We start from the raw sequence: 19,190 nt of genomic DNA, 5'->3' as shown, positions 1-19,190 counted from the left end.
TTTCGCGACTGGCATCGCCAGTCGCGTCTTTAACTGGCATCGCCAAACAATCCATGTAGATAACGTTCAAGCGCAACACGCGAGCTGAAACCGTGTGGAATACCGTAATGCTCATGACGTTCACCCGCTAAATAGAGCGGAAATTGCTGGTAATGATCGCAAGTTTTAATATCGGAAGCGGGTTCAGCCAGTGTGGAACTACGTTCTTTTAATGTTGGATGAATTATCAGTGCGGTACGTCCCATTCTCGCTTCGCGGTTAACATAGACATAATGTTCCCCACGACGGTAACCGTATGCTTTCTGGGTTACTACATCGACAGTAAAACCGACTTTCTCAAGTACGCGCGCCACCTCGTCTGGTCGTAAATACATATTTTATCCTCGTTATTATCTACTGCGCGCCTACCTTACCTGATTGCACATTCACAACGCTTTCAGAAAAGTCCATAAAGCCGCAATGAATCTCTGCCAAGAAAATTATGGTCTACACTGAAAATTACATTGAATTCTAATGGGGGATCATATGTTTAACAGACCGAACCGCAACGACGTCGATGATGGCGTGCAGGATATTCAGAATGATGTCAATCAATTAGCTGACAGTCTCGAATCTGTATTGAAGTCCTGGGGCAGCGACGCCAAAGGTGAAGCCGAAGCCGCACGTAGTAAAGCTCAGGCCTTGTTGAAAGAAACCAGAGCGCGAATGCATGGTCGTACTCGCGTCCAGCAAGCCGCACGCGATGCCGTTGGCTGCGCTGACTCTTTTGTTCGTGAAAGACCCTGGTGTAGTGTGGGAACCGCTGCTGCGGTAGGTATTTTTATCGGCGCGCTGTTAAGCATGCGTAAATCGTAGTGAAACAATGATACTAAATACACGTCCTTGACCCCGAAGCCTGACTTCGGGGTTTTTAACTTAAGGCATTGCGTAATTGTTGTGCCACCAGCTGCGCCATACTTTCGCTAACGATATTGGTAAACGAGAGAAGCAATCCTCCTTCCCCATTTGAACGGATACGCCAGTCGCTAAGTGCCTGCACCGCAAGGCCAGCAGCATTGGCTTTACGCGCGTGGGCAATATCATCGCCCGTCATGCTGATAACCATCTGGATACCGCCTTTTTGCGGCACAACCTGAAATCCCTGCTGCGTAAGAGCCTGCTCAATCCACTGCCGACGTTGAGCATAGTGCTGACGCATTTTCTTCAGATGCCGCCAGAAATGCCCCTCACGAATGAAATCTGCCAGAGTGTTCTGCCATAGAACAGGCACAGCACATGGCTCCAGTGACGCCTGTTGGCGGAATTGCGTAATCTGCTCCACCGGCACCACCAGCCACGCACAGCGCAGTGCCGGAAACAGCGATTTACTGAATGTTCCGGCATAAATCACCCGCTGCGGCGCATCAAGACTTTTTAGCGCCGGTAACGGCTTACCGTGATAGCGAAACTCACTGTCGTAATCATCTTCAATAATCCATGCCTGACTACGCTCTGCCCATTCCAGCATCTGGTGCCTGCGCGCTAAAGAGAGCGCCACACCCAGCGGGCTCTGGTGTGCCGGAGTAATCAGAGCAAAACGCGCATCAGGATATTTTTGCATTCCGCATGTGACATCCAGTCCGTTGTCGTCAACTGGCACAGGTAAAATTTCTACACCGTGGCGAATGACAATAGGCCGAATCAGCGGAAAGCCGGGATCTTCCATCCACATCCCGTCTCCCGGTTTCGCCAGCGCGTGCAGAATTAAGGCCATTGAGGCCGCATAACCGTGAGTGATAAAGACCTGCTCTGGCTGGCATTCAATCCCGCGTGAGACGCGTAAGTAATCAACAATTGCCTCGCGCAACGCCGCCTCACCACAGACATCGCCTAACGCCAAATCAAAGCGCGTCTGAGTACGCAGACGGCGGCCCATCACCCGCGCCCACAACTCTCGCGGAAAGAGATCGAGTGCGGGTAATCCCATTTGAAACGGCAACGGTTGCTGACTTTCACCAGCAAAAGCCACGACATCCACAGCAGATTGTTGCGGATGTATCAGCTCACTGACAAAGGTACCCGCCTGCCCCCGCCTGACCAGCCATCCCTGCGCCACCAGTTCAGCATAAGCATTTTCGACAGTGGATCGAGAGACGCCCAGTTCCTGCGACCAGGTACGACTCGAAGGTAGCCTTGCGCCAGGTTTCAGTTCCCCTTGCTCAATAGCTGTTTTTAACTGACGGGCGATATCCTGATAGCGCGGCATATGGTCTGCTTTTTTAGGTAATTTATGGCTCTCTTTAACAGTCCATTATAGTGCTACATTGCGGGCGTTAATAAGAGGAGAAACTGTATGACTACATTATGTCAGCCTTACTACGAACTTAGTCCGGCAGTGTATAGCGCACTGGTGCAGGCCAAAACGGCACTGGAAAATAGCGCGCTGGATACCACGCTGATGGAGTTAGTTTATTTGCGCGTCTCGCAAATCAACGGCTGCGCATTTTGTCTGGAGATGCACAGCAAAGCATTACGCAAATCCGGTGTGCCACAGCACAAGCTGGACGCTCTGGCAGGCTGGCGGGTGAGCCATCATTTTGATGATCGCGAGCGGGCGGCGCTGGCATGGGCGGAATCGGTGACCGATATCGCCAGAACCCATGCGGAAGACGACGTTTATCAACCTCTGCTTGAGCATTTCAGCGCAGCAGAAATCAGCGACTTAACATTTGCCATCGGACTGATGAATTGCTTTAACCGCCTGGCGATTTCCATGCGGATGTAATTTGCTGTTGCCGGGTATTCGCCCGGCAAAAAAACACAAAACCCCTACCCCGTTGAGCCACTCAGCGGCGGCATAATCAATCTAAAAATCCCATATCTTGTATGGTTGAATCTTTTTTCAACTACATCTAGTATCACTGTATCAACAGAGAGACAACCCGACGCGTATCATCGCGCCGTATCTTCATTTTAAACGGAAATACGAATCATGCGCATTACTATTTACACTCGTACCGATTGCGTTCAATGTCACGCCACCAAACGGGCAATGGAAAACCGGGGCTTTGATTTTGAGATGATTAATGTCGATCGAGTTCCTGAAGCAGCAGAAGCGTTGCGTGCTCAGGGCTTTCGCCAGTTACCGGTGGTAATTGCTGGCGATCTTAGCTGGTCTGGCTTCCGCCCGGACATGATCAATCGTCTGCATCCAGCATCACACGCGGCCAGTGCATGAGCCAGCTCGTCTACTTCTCCAGCAGCTCCGAAAACACACATCGCTTTATCGAACGTTTAGGGCTGCCCGCCGTGCGCATTCCGCTCAATGAGCGGGAACGGATTCAGGTAGACGAGCCTTACATCCTGATCGTGCCTTCTTACGGCGGCGGCGGTACGGCTGGCGCGGTGCCACGACAGGTGATTCGCTTTTTAAACGACCAACATAACCGGGCGTTGCTTCGCGGCGTTATTGCTTCGGGTAATCGCAATTTTGGCGAGGCATATGGTCGCGCCGGAGATGTGATTGCACAGAAATGCGGCGTGCCGTGGCTGTACCGCTTTGAACTTATGGGTACGCAAAGCGATATCGAAAACGTTCGTAAAGGAGTAACCGAATTTTGGCAACGACAACCGCAGAACGCCTGATGCAGGAAACAATGGATTACCACGCCCTGAATGCGATGCTTAACCTTTACGATAGCGCGGGTCGCATTCAGTTCGATAAAGACCGCCAGGCAGTAGACGCATTTATGGCGACACATGTACGCCCGAACAGCGTGACCTTCAGTAGCCAGCAGCAGCGCCTGAACTGGTTGGTCAATGAAGGTTACTATGATGAAAGCGTCCTCAACCGTTACTCTCGCGAATTTGTCATTACGTTGTTTGCCCACGCACACGCCAGCGATTTTCGTTTTCAGACATTCCTCGGTGCATGGAAGTTTTACACCAGCTATACGTTGAAGACATTCGACGGTAAGCGTTATCTGGAAGATTTTGCCGATCGGGTCGCGATGGTGGCGCTGACGCTGGCACAAGGCGACGAAACGCTGGCCTTACAACTCACCGATGAGATGCTGTCAGGACGCTTTCAACCTGCCACGCCGACATTCCTCAACTGTGGTAAACAGCAGCGAGGCGAACTGGTTTCCTGTTTTCTGCTGCGTATTGAGGACAATATGGAGTCGATTGGCCGGGCGGTAAATTCCGCACTGCAACTGTCGAAACGCGGCGGCGGCGTGGCATTTTTGCTGTCGAATCTGCGGGAAGCGGGCGCGCCAATTAAACGTATTGAAAATCAATCTTCTGGCGTGATTCCGGTGATGAAAATGCTGGAAGACGCCTTTTCCTATGCCAATCAGCTCGGCGCTCGTCAGGGGGCTGGTGCAGTCTATTTACACGCCCATCATCCCGATATTCTGCGTTTTCTCGATACAAAGCGGGAAAATGCCGACGAGAAAATCCGCATTAAAACGCTGTCGCTGGGCGTTGTGATCCCCGATGTCACTTTCCATCTGGCGAAAGAGAACGCACAGATGGCACTATTTTCGCCCTATGACGTTGAGCGAGTTTATGGCAAGCCGTTTGCCGATATCGCCATCAGCGAACACTATGACGAACTGGTTGCCGATGAACGCATCCGCAAAAAATACATCAACGCCCGTGATTTCTTCCAGCGGCTGGCGGAGATCCAGTTTGAGTCCGGCTATCCCTACATCATGTATGAAGACACGGTTAACCGTGCTAACCCTATCGCCGGGCGCATAAATATGAGCAATCTCTGCTCAGAAATTTTGCAGGTTAACAGCGCCTCAGAGTATGACGAGAATCTCGACTATGCCCGCACAGGCCATGATATTTCCTGCAATTTAGGTTCTTTGAATATTGCCCACACCATGGATTCCTCCGACTTTGCCCGCACGGTAGAGACAGCCGTACGCGGTTTAACAGCGGTGTCAGATATGAGTCATATCCGCAGCGTGCCGTCCATCGCAGCCGGAAATGCCGCCTCGCACGCCATCGGTCTGGGGCAAATGAATTTACACGGTTATCTGGCGCGAGAAGGCATCGCCTATGGTTCGCCGGAAGCACTGGATTTCACCAATCTCTATTTCTATACCATCACCTGGCACGCCCTGCGTACATCGATGTTGCTGGCGCGCGAACGCGGTGAAACCTTCGCCGGGTTCAAACAGTCGCGCTATGCCAGCGGTGAATATTTTAGCCAATATCTGCAAGGTAACTGGCAGCCAAAAACGGCGAAAGTTAGCGAACTGTTTGCTCGTAGCGGTATCACGTTACCTACCCGTGAGATGTGGGCGCAGTTGCGTGACGATGTCATGCACTACGGCATCTACAACCAGAATCTCCAGGCGGTGCCACCAACCGGCTCTATCTCTTACATCAACCATGCCACGTCGAGCATTCATCCGATTGTGGCGAAAGTGGAGATCCGCAAAGAGGGCAAAACAGGGCGCGTTTACTACCCTGCCCCGTTTATGACTAATGAGAATCTGGCACTGTATCAGGACGCTTACGAAATTGGTGCGGAAAAGATCATCGACACCTACGCCGAAGCGACCCGCCATGTCGATCAAGGGCTGTCGCTGACGCTATTTTTCCCCGATACCGCCACCACTCGCGATATCAACAAAGCGCAGATTTACGCCTGGCGAAAAGGGATAAAAACGCTCTATTACATCCGCCTGCGTCAGATGGCGCTGGAAGGCACTGAAATTGAAGGCTGCGTCTCCTGCTCGCTATAAGAGACTGGCAGAGAATTGCAATATATTGAATTTGCATGATTTTGTAGGCCGGATAAGGCGTTCACGCCGCATCCGGCAGGGGCAAAGCGCACATTGCCAAAAATCGAAACCTGCCAAGTCAGGCTCTAAGGATTGCTTATGAAACTCTCACGTATCAGCGCCATCAACTGGAACAAGATAACAGACGATAAAGATCTGGAGGTGTGGAATCGCCTGACCAGTAATTTCTGGCTCCCGGAAAAGGTGCCGCTGTCGAACGATATTCCCGCCTGGCAGACATTAAGTGCCGTAGAACAACAACTGACGATGCGCGTTTTTACTGGCCTGACGCTGCTCGACACGCTGCAAAATGTTATCGGCGCGCCTTCGCTGATGCCCGATGCACTGACGCCCCATGAAGAGGCGGTATTATCGAATATCAGCTTTATGGAAGCGGTTCATGCCCGTTCTTACAGTTCGATTTTCTCGACGTTGTGCCAGACAAAAGATGTCGATGCCGCCTACGCCTGGAGTGAAGAAAACGCGTCGTTGCAAAGAAAAGCACAGATTATTCAGCAACATTATCGTGGTGATAATCCGCTGAAAAAGAAAATCGCCAGTGTCTTTCTTGAATCATTTTTGTTCTACTCCGGTTTCTGGCTGCCGATGTATTTTTCCAGTCGCGGTAAGCTGACCAATACCGCCGATCTGATCCGTCTGATTATCCGCGATGAAGCAGTCCACGGATATTACATCGGCTATAAATATCAGAAAAACCTGGAAAAGCTCTCTCTGGCACAACGGGAAGAGTTGAAGAATTTCGCCTTCGATTTGTTGCTGGAACTCTACGACAACGAGTTGCGATACACCGATGGGCTGTACGCCGAAACAACGTGGGCTAACGATGTAAAAGCGTTTCTCTGCTACAACGCCAATAAGGCGTTAATGAACCTGGGCTACGAACCGTTATTTCCCGCAGAAATGGCAGAAGTGAATCCGGCAATCCTCGCAGCGCTTTCGCCGAATGCCGATGAAAATCACGACTTCTTTTCTGGCTCTGGCTCCTCTTATGTAATGGGGAAAGCGGTCGAAACAGAAGATGAAGACTGGAATTTCTGACGAGGTTATTTTTCAAAAATATCACTACCCACAGCAGGGAAATAATCCCCACCAAATGGCTTTTTATCACGCAAATAATTTGTGGTGATCTACACTGACGCTCTGTTGCATTATTCGCCTGAAACTACAATATTCAGGCGTTTTTTCGCTATCTATAACAAAAAATATCAACTTTTCTCGATTTGCTCTCAGCCCTTATATCACGGGAAATTCCGGCAATTTGCTCGCATCAATATTCATGCCACATTTGCCATCAGGGGTTGCCTCAGATTCTCAGTATGTTAGGGTAGAAAAAAGTGACTATTTCCATTGGGTAATATATCGACATAAACAAATAACAGGAATCCTTCTATTGCATGGCAATTAAATTAGAAATTAAAAATCTTTATAAAATATTTGGCGAGCATCCACAGCGAGCTTTCAAATATATCGAACAAGGACTTTCAAAAGAACAAATTCTGGAAAAAACTGGGCTATCGCTTGGCGTAAAAGACGCCAGTCTGGCCATTGAAGAAGGCGAGATATTTGTCATCATGGGATTATCCGGTTCGGGTAAATCCACAATGGTACGCCTTCTCAATCGCCTGATTGAACCCACCCGCGGGCAAGTACTGATTGACGGCGTTGATATTGCCAAAATATCCGACGCCGAACTCCGCGAGGTGCGCAGAAAAAAGATTGCGATGGTCTTCCAGTCCTTTGCCTTAATGCCGCATATGACCGTGCTGGACAATACCGCGTTCGGTATGGAATTGGCCGGAATTAATGCCGAGGAGCGCCGGGAAAAAGCCATTGATGCACTGCGTCAGGTCGGGCTGGAAAATTACGCCCACAGCTACCCGGACGAACTCTCGGGCGGGATGCGTCAACGTGTAGGATTAGCCCGCGCATTAGCGATTAATCCGGATATTTTATTAATGGATGAAGCCTTCTCGGCGCTCGACCCATTAATTCGCACCGAGATGCAGGATGAACTGGTAAAATTACAGGCGAAACATCAGCGCACCATTGTCTTTATTTCTCACGATCTCGATGAAGCTATGCGTATTGGCGACCGAATTGCCATTATGCAAAATGGTGAAGTCGTTCAGGTCGGTACACCGGATGAAATTCTTAATAATCCGGCGAATGATTATGTCCGTACCTTCTTCCGTGGTGTCGATATTAGCCAGGTGTTCAGCGCAAAAGATATTGCCCGTCGTTCACCGAACGGCTTAATTCGCAAAACACCAGGCTTCGGCCCGCGTTCTGCACTGAAATTATTGCAAGATGAAGATCGCGAATATGGCTACGTCATCGAACGCGGTAATAAGTTTGTCGGCGCAGTGTCTATCGATTCGCTTAAAGCCGCGTTAACGCAGCAGCAAGGTCTTGATGCAGCACTGATTGATGCGCCGTTAGCGGTCGATGCGCAAACGCCTCTTAGCGAGTTGCTCTCTCATGTCGGACAGGCGCCCTGTGCGGTGCCAGTCGTCGATGAGGACCAACAGTATGTCGGCATCATTTCGAAAGGAATGCTGCTGCGAGCTTTAGATCGCGAGGGGGTAAATAATGGCTGATCAAAATAATCCGTGGGATACCACGCCAGCGGCGGACAGCGCTGCACAATCCGCAGACGCCTGGGGTACACCAGCAACTGCACCGACTGACGGCGGTGGCGCTGACTGGCTGACCAGTGCGCCTGCGCCAAATGTCGAACATTTTAATATTCTCGATCCGTTCCATAAGACGCTGATCCCGCTCGACAGTTGGGTGACCGAAGGGATCGACTGGGTCGTGACTCATTTTCGCCCGGTCTTCCAGGGCGTGCGCGTTCCGGTGGATTACATCCTCAACGGTTTCCAGCAACTGCTGCTGGGTATGCCCGCGCCTGTGGCGATTATCATTTTTGCCCTGATAGCCTGGCAGATTTCTGGGGTAGGAATGGGCGTTGCGACGCTGATTTCGCTGATTGCCATCGGCGCAATCGGTGCCTGGTCGCAGGCAATGGTTACTCTGGCGCTGGTGTTAACCGCCCTGCTGTTCTGTATCGTCATCGGACTGCCGCTGGGGATCTGGCTGGCAAGAAGTCCGCGAGCGGCGAAAATTATTCGTCCGCTGCTTGATGCCATGCAGACCACGCCTGCGTTTGTCTATCTGGTACCCATCGTCATGCTGTTTGGTATCGGCAACGTGCCGGGCGTAGTGGTGACTATCATCTTTGCTCTGCCGCCGATTATCCGTCTGACCATTCTGGGGATTAACCAGGTTCCGGCAGATCTGATTGAAGCCTCGCGCTCATTCGGTGCCAGCCCGCGCCAGATGCTGTTCAAAGTTCAGTTACCGCTGGCGATGCCAACTATTATGGCGGGCGTTAACCAGACGCTGATGCTGGCTCTTTCTATGGTGGTCATCGCCTCGATGATTGCCGTCGGCGGGCTGGGTCAGATGGTACTTCGCGGTATCGGTCGTCTGGATATGGGGCTTGCCACCGTTGGCGGAGTCGGGATTGTGATCCTCGCCATTATCCTCGATCGCCTGACGCAGGCCGTTGGGCGCGACTCACGCAGTCGCGGCAACCGTCGCTGGTACACCACTGGCCCTGTCGGTCTGCTGACCCGCCCATTCATTAAGTAACTCTGCACTTGCCCGGTGACGCCGGGCATTATCACCCTGCCAAAAAAAGGAATAACAATGCGACATAGCGTACTTTTTGCGACAGCGTTTGCCACGCTTATCTCTACACAAACTTTTGCTGCCGATCTGCCGGGCAAAGGCATTACTGTTAATCCAGTTCAGAGCACCATCACAGAAGAAACCTTCCAGACGCTGCTGGTCAGCCGTGCGCTGGAGAAATTAGGTTATACCGTCAATAAACCCAGCGAAGTGGATTACAACGTTGGCTACACCTCGCTTGCATCTGGCGATGCGACCTTTACCGCCGTGAACTGGACGCCGCTGCATGACAACATGTATGAAGCTGCCGGCGGCGATAAGAAATTTTATCGCGAAGGGGTATTTGTTAACGGCGCGGCACAAGGTTACCTGATCGATAAGAAAACTGCCGACCAGTACAAAATCACCAACATCGCGCAACTGAAAGATCCGAATATCGCCAAACTGTTCGATACCAACGGCGATGGCAAAGCGGATTTAACCGGCTGTAACCCAGGCTGGGGCTGCGAAGGTGCGATCAACCACCAGCTTGCCGCGTATGAACTGACCAACACCGTGACGCATAATCAGGGGAACTACGCAGCGATGATGGCTGATACCATCAGTCGTTTCAAAGAGGGTAAGCCGGTGTTTTACTACACCTGGACGCCGTACTGGGTGAGTAACGAACTGAAGCCAGGTAAAGATGTCGTCTGGTTGCAGGTGCCGTTCTCCGCACTGCCGGGCGATAAAAACGCCGATACCAAACTGCCGAATGGCGCGAATTACGGCTTCCCGGTCAGCACCATGCATATCGTTGCCAACAAAGCCTGGGCCGAGAAAAACCCGGCGGCAGCCAAACTGTTTGCCATTATGCAGTTACCGGTGGCAGACATTAACGCCCAGAACGCCATTATGCATGACGGCAAAGCCTCAGAAGGCGATATTCAGGGCCACGTTGATGGCTGGATCAAAGCCCACCAGCAGCAGTTCGATGGCTGGGTGAATGAGGCGCTGGCAGCGCAGAAGTAATTTTTATTCGGGCGGATAAGGCGTTTTCGCCGTATCCGTCATTCTGTTCACAAAGCCTGATGTGACGCTGACGCGTCTTATCATGCCTACAAACCACACTCATTCCGTAGGGCGGATAAGGCGTTTTCGCCGCATCCGCCATTCTGTGCACAATGCCTGATGCGACGCTGGCGCGTCTTATCATGCCTACAAACCACACCGCACATTTCAACAATCCATCTTTTCCCCGCTATTCATAAACATCCGCTATTATTGATTTCCAGATTAATCATCACCTGATAAACAAATTAATGACTAAACCCAATCATGAGCTTAGTCCGGCGCTGATCGTGCTAATGTCGATCGCCACCGGTCTGGCTGTCGCCAGCAACTATTACGCCCAGCCGCTGCTCGACACTATTGCGCGTAACTTTTCCCTCTCCGCCAGTTCGGCGGGCTTTATTGTCACCGCCGCTCAGTTGGGCTATGCCGCTGGTCTGCTGTTTCTTGTTCCTCTGGGTGACATGTTTGAACGCCGCAGCCTGATTGTCACTATGACCTTACTGGCAGCCGGTGGCATGTTAATCACTGCCAGCAGTCAGTCGCTGGCGATGATGATCCTCGGTACAGCATTAACCGGTTTATTCTCGGTCGTAGCGCAAATTCTGGTTCCGCTGGCGGCGACGCTGGCTTCACCGGACAAACGCGGCAAAGTGGTTGGCACTATTATGAGCGGCCTGCTGCTGGGGATATTACTCGCACGGACCGTTGCCGGACTGCTGGCGAATCTCGGCGGCTGGCGCACCGTCTTTTGGGTCGCTTCGGTGTTAATGGCACTGATGGCGCTGGCGTTATGGCGCGGCCTGCCGCAGATGAAATCAGAAACCCACCTCAACTACCCACAGTTGTTAGGTTCCGTTTTCAGCATGTTTATCAGTGATAAAATTCTGCGTACCCGCGCCGTACTGGGCTGCCTGACCTTTGCCAACTTCAGCATTCTCTGGACATCAATGGCCTTTTTGCTCGCTGCACCACCTTTTAACTACAGCGATGGCGTAATTGGTCTGTTTGGACTTGCAGGAGCTGCCGGGGCGTTGGGCGCTCGTCCGGCGGGCGGTTTTGCCGATAAGGGCAAATCGCACCTCACAACAACGTTTGGTCTGCTGCTGTTGTTACTTTCATGGCTGGCTATCTGGTTTGGCCACGCTTCCGTACTGGCGCTAATTATCGGCATTCTGGTACTGGATCTCACCGTGCAGGGCGTGCATATCACCAATCAAACCGTGATTTATCGTATTCATCCTGATGCGCGTAATCGCCTGACCGCAGGTTACATGACCAGCTACTTTATTGGCGGTGCTGCTGGTTCGCTGATCTCAGCATCCGCCTGGCAACATGCCGGTTGGGCTGGCGTTTGCCTGGCAGGTGCGTCACTTGCCCTATTGAATTTACTGGTCTGGTGGCGAGGTTTTCATCGTCAGGAAGCCGCAAATTAAGCAATCAGCAACCGTTTTCGTGGCTTTACACTTATAAGGGTGTTAAGAATCCCATCAGTCTGATAAGGTTAAGATATTCATTCCGTCTATTAATAATATTAGCAATCGTTAAGCGTACACTCTATGGTAAGCCCTACTCCACTGCCTGCTTCTGATTCGGCGACCTTCATGGAAGGCTGCAAAGACAGTTTACCGATTGTTATTAGTTATATTCCGGTGGCCTTTGCATTTGGTCTGAATGCGACCCGTCTGGGATTCACTCCCCTGGAAAGCGTTTTTTTCTCCTGCATTATTTATGCAGGAGCGAGCCAGTTTGTCATCACCGCAATGCTGGCAGCTGGCAGTAGCTTGTGGGTAGCAGCATTGACCGTTATGGCAATGGATGTTCGCCATGTACTGTATGGTCCGTCGTTGCGTAGCCGCATTATTCAACGCCTGCAAAAATCGAAAACCGCACTGTGGGCGTTTGGCCTGACGGACGAAGTTTTTGCCGCAGCAACGGCAAAACTGGTACGTAATAATCGCCGCTGGAGCGAGAACTGGATGATCGGCATTGCCTTCAGTTCATGGTCATCGTGGGTATTTGGTACGGTAATAGGGGCATTTTCGGGCAGCGGTTTGCTGCAAGGTTATCCAGCCGTTGAAGCAGCGTTAGGCTTTATGCTGCCGGCACTCTTTATGAGTTTTCTGCTCGCCTCTTTCCAGCGCAAACAATCTCTTTGCGTTACCGCAGCGTTAGTTGGTGCCCTTGCAGGCGTAACGCTATTTTCCATTCCCGTCGCCATTCTGGCAGGCATTGTCTTTGGCTGCCTCACTGCGTTAATCCAGTCATTCTGGCAAGGAGCACCTGATGAGCTATGAGGTTCTGCTGCTTGGATTACTGGTTGGCGCGGCGAATTACTGCTTCCGCTATTTACCCCTACGCCTGCGGGTGGGTAATGCCCGCCCAACCAAGCGTGGCGCAGTGGGTATTTTGCTCGACACCATTGGCATCGCCTCGATTTGCGCTCTGCTGGTTGTCTCTACCGCACCAGAAGTGATGCACGATTCACGCCGTTTCGTACCCACACTGGTCGGTTTTGCGGTACTGGGAGCCAGTTTCTATAAAACACGCAGCATCATTATTCCCACTCTTTTGAGTGCGCTGGTCTACGGGCTGACGTGGAAAGTGATGGCGATTATATAACCCACAAGAATCATTTTTCTAAAACAATACATTTACTTTATTTGTCACTGTCGTTACTATATCGGCTGAAATTAATGAGGTCATACCCAAATGGATAGTTCGTTTACGCCCATTGAACAAATGCTAAAATTTCGCGCCAGCCGCCACGAAGATTTTCCTTATCAGGAGATCCTTCTGACCCGTCTTTGTATGCATATGCAAAGCAAGCTGCTGGAGAACCGCAATAAAATGCTGAAGGCTCAGGGGATTAACGAGACGTTGTTTATGGCGTTGATTACGCTGGAGTCTCAGGAAAACCACAGCATTCAGCCTTCTGAATTAAGTTGTGCTCTTGGATCATCCCGTACCAATGCGACGCGTATTGCCGATGAACTGGAAAAACGTGGCTGGATCGAACGTCGTGAAAGCGATAACGATCGCCGCTGCCTGCATCTGCAATTAACGGAAAAAGGTCACGAGTTTTTGCGCGAGGTTTTACCGCCGCAGCATAACTGCCTGCATCAACTCTGGTCCGCACTCAGCACTAGCGAAAAAGATCAGCTAGAGCAAATCACCCGCAAATTGCTCTCCCGTCTCGATCAGATGGAACAAGACGGTGCTGTTCTCGAAGCGATGAGCTAACGCGTCATCTCGCTCAAAAATCCAGACTTATAAAAGAAAAACTGACCGGCCAGCATCGTAACGTGCTGGCCTTTTTGGCAAGCAGGTCGGCTCAGCCGATGAGTTAAGAAGATCGTGGAGAATACTATGAGCGCAAATGCGGAGACACAAAGCCCGCAGCAACCGGTAAAGAAGAGTGGCAAACGTAAGCGTCTGCTCCTCCTTCTTACCTTGCTCTTTATTATTATTGCCGTAGCGATAGGGATTTATTGGTTTTTGGTACTGCGTCATTTCGAAGAAACTGATGACGCATACGTGGCAGGAAATCAGATTCAAATTATGTCTCAGGTGTCAGGCAGTGTGACGAAAGTCTGGGCCGATAACACCGATTTTGTAAAAGAAGGCGATGTGCTGGTCACTCTCGACCCGACGGATGCTCGCCAGGCATTTGAAAAAGCCAAAACTGCACTGGCTTCCAGCGTTCGTCAAACCCACCAGCTGATGATTAACAGCAAACAGTTGCAGGCAAATATTGAGGTGCAGAAAATCGCCCTCGCCAAAGCTCAGAGTGACTACAACCGCCGCGTGCCGCTGGGCAATGCCAACCTGATTGGCCGCGAAGAGCTGCAACACGCCCGCGACGCCGTCACCAGCGCCCAGGCGCAACTGGATGTCGCTATTCAACAATACAATGCTAATCAGGCGATGATTCTGGGAACTAAACTGGAAGATCAGCCTGCCGTGCAACAGGCCGCTACTGAAGTGCGTAACGCCTGGCTGGCGCTGGAACGTACCCGTATTGTCAGCCCGATGACTGGTTATGTCTCCCGCCGTGCCGTGCAACCGGGTGCGCAAATTAGCCCAACGACGCCGCTGATGGCGGTCGTTCCGGCCACTAATATGTGGGTAGATGCCAACTTTAAAGAAACACAGATTGCCAATATGCGTATCGGTCAGCCGGTCACTATCACCACGGATATTTACGGCGATGACGTGAAATACACCGGTAAAGTGCTTGGTCTGGATATGGGTACGGGTAGCGCGTTCTCACTGCTTCCGGCGCAAAATGCTACCGGTAACTGGATCAAAGTCGTTCAGCGTCTGCCCGTTCGTATTGAACTGGACCAAAAACAGCTGGAGCAATATCCGCTACGCATCGGTTTATCCACGCTGGTGAGCGTCAATACCACTAACCGTGACGGTCAGGTACTGGCAAACAAAGTACGTTCTACGCCGGTTGCGGTAAGCACCGCGCGTGAAATCAGCCTGGCACCTGTCAATAAACTGATCGACGACATCGTAAAAGCTAACGCTGGCTAATCCAGAGGTGCGTGTGATGCAACAGCAAAAACCGCTGGAAGGCGCGCAACTGGTCATTATGACGATTGCGCTGTCACTGGCGACATTCATGCAGGTGCTGGACTCCACCATTGCTAACGTGGCGATCCCCACTATCGCCGGGAACCTGGGCTCATCACTCAGTCAGGGAACGTGGGTGATCACTTCTTTCGGGGTGGCAAATGCCATCTCGATCCCTCTTACCGGCTGGCTGGCAAAGCGCTTCGGGGAAGTGAAACTGTTCCTCTGGTCGACCATCGCCTTCGCCATTGCTTCGTGGGCGTGTGGTGTTTCCAGCAGTCTGAATATGCTGATCTTCTTCCGCGTGATTCAGGGGATTGTCGCCGGGCCATTGATCCCCCTTTCACAAAGTCTGTTACTGAATAACTATCCACCCGCCAAACGTTCTATCGCGCTGGCCTTGTGGTCGATGACGGTGATTGTCGCGCCTATCTGCGGGCCAATCCTCGGCGGTTATATCAGCGATAATTATCACTGGGGCTGGATATTCTTCATCAACGTACCGATTGGCGTAGCGGTGGTATTGATGACACTGCAAACCCTACGCGGGCGCGAAACCCGTACCGAGCGGCGGCGGATTGATGCCGTGGGGCTGGCGCTGCTGGTGATTGGTATCGGCAGCCTGCAGATTATGCTCGACCGGGGTAAAGAGCTGGACTGGTTCTCATCACAGGAAATTATCATCCTCACCGTGGTAGCGGTGGTGGCTATCAGCTTCCTGATTGTCTGGGAGCTGACCGACGATAACCCGATAGTCGATCTCTCACTGTTTAAGTCGCGCAACTTCACTATTGGCTGCTTATGTATCAGCCTCGCCTATATGCTCTACTTCGGTGCTATTGTTCTGCTGCCGCAGTTGTTGCAGGAAGTCTACGGCTACACGGCAACCTGGGCAGGGCTCGCGTCTGCGCCGGTAGGGATTATTCCGGTGATCCTGTCGCCGATTATCGGTCGCTTTGCGCATAAACTGGATATGCGGCGGCTGGTAACCTTCAGTTTTATTATGTATGCCGTTTGCTTCTACTGGCGTGCTTATACCTTTGAACCAGGTATGGATTTTGGCGCGTCGGCCTGGCCGCAGTTTATCCAGGGCTTCGCAGTGGCCTGCTTCTTTATGCCGCTGACCACCATTACGCTGTCTGGTTTGCCACCGGAACGACTGGCGGCGGCGTCGAGTCTCTCTAACTTTACGCGAACGTTGGCGGGGTCTATCGGTACGTCCATAACGACGACTATGTGGACCAACCGGGAGTCGCTGCACCATGCGCAGTTGACCGAATCAGTGAACCCGTATAACCCGAACGCCCAGGCGATGTACAGTCAACTGGAAGGGCTGGGGATGACGCAACAGCAGGCATCTGGCTGGATTGCCCAGCAGATCACCAATCAGGGGCTGATTATTTCCGCCAATGAGATCTTCTGGATGTCAGCCGGGATATTCCTCGTCTTGCTGGGGCTGGTGTGGTTTGCGAAACCGCCATTTGGCGCAGGTGGCGGCGGAGGCGGCGCGCACTGATGTTGTTCAAGGGAGCTGCGGCTCCCTTTTGGTTTGCTCATTCTGTAAACATTTTTTTATCCACTCAATCGGTGTATCTTTTCGCCGCCCCAAGCTCTTCCATTCACCATTAACCGGTTCTGAGCATTCGTTCAGGTTGTTAATCCTCTTTTCTTTCGCCCTCGCTTTCGCGGGGGATACTCGCACTTTTCTTTTAACCCCCAATGAACAAAGTTCTCCTGATTTTGTTCCCTGGGAGGCCGAACATTACCCGCCAGTTGCGTAGCCAGCTTATCGGTGTGTTTACGGATTACGGTGCGAGAGTCAGGATTCTCTATCTGAAAGTGCCGTGGTCACAATGGAAGCAGCAAAATGCCAGACGCGAGTATGCCGTTCCAGAAGCGGTGGTATGCGGATGGCCTCAAGACTGGAAATTCCTCAACCTGATGAAGCGCATAGTGTGGAGTATCGAGTGACTGACAGGTAAAAAAACCAGGTATAAGTTCACCTGCCCGATAAGTTTATCTTATTAGGCAGGTTTACATTGCCTGAGAGAATAATACTTTTGCATTTTTCTTAATGAGAAAATGTTTAATCTTATTATTTGCGTCCATGTAATCCATGTCTGGCAATCATATTCGTATTGTTTTTTTGATAATAATCCTGGTGTTTATTATGCCTAAGAAGATGTGTAAACAATAAACATGCAATTAATTACTGTTATTAATCCAACAAAATTCCGAAAGAATATCTTGCTGATTTTCCTTGTTTTTCCTTTGCTTATTTTTTATACCTTAAGACAATTAAAGATTTCCACTAAGGAAAATTATGCACCTTATTTTCACCCTAACGCCTAAACCATCAAAACTAATCAATATTAAATTAACCATAAATTAAACTGGTTTATAATTATTGGCCTCACACACTACTCTTCATTTGACAGAACAGTAACCTGATTCAGCAGTCCTAAGAATTTAAGTTTTTACTGTGAATTCGTTATTTATCTAAAAATAAATCATAAGGATGAAGAGGAACTTTATGAATATCAGGAAGCATCCCTTAACAGCACTGGCAATAGCTATTCAGACTGTGTTATCAATGCCAGTTTCTCTGGCATGGACACCACCCACAACCATCAACAGTGATGTTACCATCAACAATAATGATGTTGTAACGCTATCCTCATCCGAAAATAATTCATCAGCCTGGGATCAATTTCATTATCTTAATGTTGGTTCAAAAAGCGAAGGAACATTGAATATAGACGGGCGGGATCTGTCTACGGCTAAAATCGTAATCGGTAATGCGACATCAGGGACAATAAAACTAGAAAATAACACTCATCTGACGCTTAGTCATGCATCGCCTAATGAACGCGATGTTTATTTAGGCACTAACGGTGGTTCAGGAACCTTAATGGTGCTTAGTGGCAGTACTATTACCGATTTAAATGAATTCAGAATCGGTGAATTTAATTACCAGGCTCAAGGGCAAGTCATTATTGACGGTGCGGGTTCTTCCGTTGCCGCAAGATATGTGATGGTCGGCGATCAGGGGACGGGTAAACTCGAAATAACGCATGGCGGTCGTCTTACAGCATCAAAAGATGTGCTCATTGGCTTCACTGGAAGCTCAGGTGATTTTCGCGGAACGGGATACGGTGAAACGCTGGTTGATGGCGACAATTCTTCATTAACAGTGAATGAATTTATCAGCCTTGGGGGATTGGATCCATCGCAGAACGAGGCAAAAGGTATTCTTACCGTGAGTAATAATGCCACGGTCAGCGCTAATCAATATATCTGGCTTGGGATGGCAGACACCAGTAGCGGTATTCTAAACATAGGTGGGGCTGTGGGGGAAGCCGAGCAGAAAGCGGGAATCATCAAGACACCAGCTATCCATATGGGAAGCGATGTCGGGGATAGTACTGCCCAAATTAATTTCAACCATTCCAGCGAAGATTTTATCCTGGCTGCAGATATCGTTGGCAAAGGCGAGGTTAACCAGGTAGGTTCAGGGGTCACTACGTTGACTGGCGCAAATACCTACTCTGGCCAAACGAATATTAGTAAAGGCACCCTACGCGCCGGTATCAACGATACCTTCAGCCCAAACTCCGATTATGTTGTCGACAGTGGCGGAAACATCGATTTAGATGGTTTTTCACAAACCTTAAATGCGCTGGATTTGGCAGGTACGGCGATGCTGTCCTCCTCAAAAAATGGCAACAGTCTGACGCCAGCTACACTCACCATTAATGGTGATTACACTGCCAATAACGGTTTGTTAGTAATGCGTACCGAACTCGGCGATGATAATTCCGCGACCGATAAATTAATTGTAAAAGGCAACACGTCTGGTCATACCCGCGTGAGTGTTCACAATGCCGGTGGTCAGGGCGCCAGTACGCTTGAAGGTATCCGCATTATTGAAATAACTGGCGCATCAAAGGGGACGTTCAGTAAAGAAGGCCGTATTGTTGCCGGTCCCTATGACTACAACGTGGTAAAAAGCGACAACCAGAACTGGTTTTTAACCAGTGAAATTCCCGCAGGACCGTATACCCC

General features: G+C 50.6%; 18 protein-coding genes and 1 pseudogene. 17 read left to right on the top strand and 2 right to left on the bottom strand.

What is annotated here, in order from left to right; translation table 11 throughout:
- Nucleotides 1-29: 29 nt before the first annotated feature.
- A complete protein-coding gene (locus H9644_RS20385) occupies nucleotides 30-374 on the bottom strand; it encodes a DUF2002 family protein (protein WP_064529916.1) in 345 nt (114 codons plus the stop codon).
- A gap of 151 nt (nucleotides 375-525) precedes the next feature.
- Between H9644_RS20385 and H9644_RS20380 the strand changes: the two genes are divergently transcribed.
- On the top strand, nucleotides 526-855 hold the full coding sequence (locus H9644_RS20380) for a DUF883 domain-containing protein (RefSeq protein WP_001295174.1): 330 nt from the start codon (nucleotides 526-528) through the stop codon (nucleotides 853-855).
- Nucleotides 856-910: 55 nt separating this feature from the next.
- Here H9644_RS20380 and pdxR read toward each other — a convergent pair whose 3' ends face one another.
- Nucleotides 911-2,245, bottom strand: a complete 1,335-nt coding sequence (gene pdxR, locus H9644_RS20375) for a MocR-like pyridoxine biosynthesis transcription factor PdxR (protein ID WP_191776350.1) — start codon at nucleotides 2,243-2,245, stop codon at nucleotides 911-913.
- 87 nt (nucleotides 2,246-2,332) lie between these two features.
- Between pdxR and H9644_RS20370 the strand changes: the two genes are divergently transcribed.
- The 16 genes and pseudogenes from H9644_RS20370 to H9644_RS20295 form a co-directional block, all read left to right on the top strand.
- Nucleotides 2,333-2,764, top strand: a complete 432-nt coding sequence (locus tag H9644_RS20370) for a carboxymuconolactone decarboxylase family protein (protein WP_191776347.1) — start codon at nucleotides 2,333-2,335, stop codon at nucleotides 2,762-2,764.
- A 207-nt stretch (nucleotides 2,765-2,971) separates the two neighbouring features.
- Complete coding sequence (gene nrdH / locus H9644_RS20365; RefSeq protein WP_191776343.1) at nucleotides 2,972-3,217, top strand: glutaredoxin-like protein NrdH; 246 nt, start codon at nucleotides 2,972-2,974, stop codon at nucleotides 3,215-3,217.
- On the top strand, nucleotides 3,214-3,624 hold the full coding sequence (gene nrdI, locus H9644_RS20360; protein ID WP_064529921.1) for a class Ib ribonucleoside-diphosphate reductase assembly flavoprotein NrdI: 411 nt from the start codon (nucleotides 3,214-3,216) through the stop codon (nucleotides 3,622-3,624). The genes nrdH and nrdI overlap by 4 nt, the downstream gene beginning before the upstream one ends.
- Nucleotides 3,597-5,741, top strand: a complete 2,145-nt coding sequence (nrdE, locus tag H9644_RS20355; RefSeq protein ID WP_191776340.1) for a class 1b ribonucleoside-diphosphate reductase subunit alpha — start codon at nucleotides 3,597-3,599, stop codon at nucleotides 5,739-5,741. Before nrdI ends, nrdE begins: the two co-directional genes overlap by 28 nt.
- A 138-nt stretch (nucleotides 5,742-5,879) precedes the next feature.
- The gene (nrdF, locus tag H9644_RS20350; RefSeq protein ID WP_191776336.1) at nucleotides 5,880-6,839 is read left to right on the top strand and encodes a class 1b ribonucleoside-diphosphate reductase subunit beta; all 960 of its coding nucleotides are present in this window, start codon (nucleotides 5,880-5,882) and stop codon (nucleotides 6,837-6,839) included.
- 356 nt (nucleotides 6,840-7,195) lie between these two features.
- A complete protein-coding gene (proV, locus tag H9644_RS20345; protein ID WP_000985481.1) occupies nucleotides 7,196-8,398 on the top strand; it encodes a glycine betaine/L-proline ABC transporter ATP-binding protein ProV in 1,203 nt (400 codons plus the stop codon).
- Nucleotides 8,391-9,455, top strand: coding sequence for a glycine betaine/L-proline ABC transporter permease ProW (gene proW, locus H9644_RS20340; RefSeq protein WP_191776333.1), 1,065 nt, complete (start codon nucleotides 8,391-8,393; stop codon nucleotides 9,453-9,455). Before proV ends, proW begins: the two co-directional genes overlap by 8 nt.
- 57 nt (nucleotides 9,456-9,512) lie before the next feature.
- The gene (gene proX, locus H9644_RS20335; protein ID WP_191776330.1) at nucleotides 9,513-10,505 is read left to right on the top strand and encodes a glycine betaine/L-proline ABC transporter substrate-binding protein ProX; all 993 of its coding nucleotides are present in this window, start codon (nucleotides 9,513-9,515) and stop codon (nucleotides 10,503-10,505) included.
- Nucleotides 10,506-10,795: 290 nt separating this feature from the next.
- A complete protein-coding gene (locus H9644_RS20330) occupies nucleotides 10,796-11,980 on the top strand; it encodes an MFS transporter (protein ID WP_191776327.1) in 1,185 nt (394 codons plus the stop codon).
- A 123-nt stretch (nucleotides 11,981-12,103) separates the two neighbouring features.
- A complete protein-coding gene (gene ygaZ / locus H9644_RS20325) occupies nucleotides 12,104-12,841 on the top strand; it encodes an L-valine exporter subunit YgaZ (RefSeq protein WP_191776324.1) in 738 nt (245 codons plus the stop codon).
- Nucleotides 12,831-13,166, top strand: coding sequence for an L-valine transporter subunit YgaH (gene ygaH, locus H9644_RS20320; RefSeq protein WP_064529928.1), 336 nt, complete (start codon nucleotides 12,831-12,833; stop codon nucleotides 13,164-13,166). Before ygaZ ends, ygaH begins: the two co-directional genes overlap by 11 nt.
- Nucleotides 13,167-13,256: 90 nt before the next feature.
- Nucleotides 13,257-13,787 (top strand): multidrug efflux transporter EmrAB transcriptional repressor EmrR, encoded by a 531-nt coding sequence (gene emrR, locus H9644_RS20315; RefSeq protein WP_064529929.1) that lies wholly within the window; start codon nucleotides 13,257-13,259, stop codon nucleotides 13,785-13,787.
- A 126-nt stretch (nucleotides 13,788-13,913) separates the two neighbouring features.
- Nucleotides 13,914-15,086: a multidrug efflux MFS transporter periplasmic adaptor subunit EmrA gene (gene emrA, locus H9644_RS20310; RefSeq protein ID WP_064529930.1), complete on the top strand. Its 1,173-nt coding sequence runs from the start codon at nucleotides 13,914-13,916 to the stop codon at nucleotides 15,084-15,086.
- A gap of 16 nt (nucleotides 15,087-15,102) precedes the next feature.
- Nucleotides 15,103-16,641: a multidrug efflux MFS transporter permease subunit EmrB gene (gene emrB / locus H9644_RS20305; protein WP_064529931.1), complete on the top strand. Its 1,539-nt coding sequence runs from the start codon at nucleotides 15,103-15,105 to the stop codon at nucleotides 16,639-16,641.
- Nucleotides 16,642-16,883: 242 nt separating this feature from the next.
- Nucleotides 16,884-17,107: pseudogene (locus H9644_RS20300) on the top strand (AAA family ATPase); the annotation flags it as partial.
- Nucleotides 17,108-17,658: 551 nt separating this feature from the next.
- A partial coding sequence (locus H9644_RS20295) for an autotransporter outer membrane beta-barrel domain-containing protein (protein ID WP_191776321.1) occupies nucleotides 17,659-19,190 on the top strand: 1,532 nt, incomplete at its 3' end.

Source organism: Escherichia whittamii (assembly GCF_014836715.1).
Classification (GTDB): Bacteria; Pseudomonadota; Gammaproteobacteria; order Enterobacterales; family Enterobacteriaceae; genus Escherichia; species Escherichia whittamii.
The sequence above is the reverse complement of the archived record's forward strand: the minus strand, read 5'-3'. Positions and strand labels throughout refer to the sequence as shown.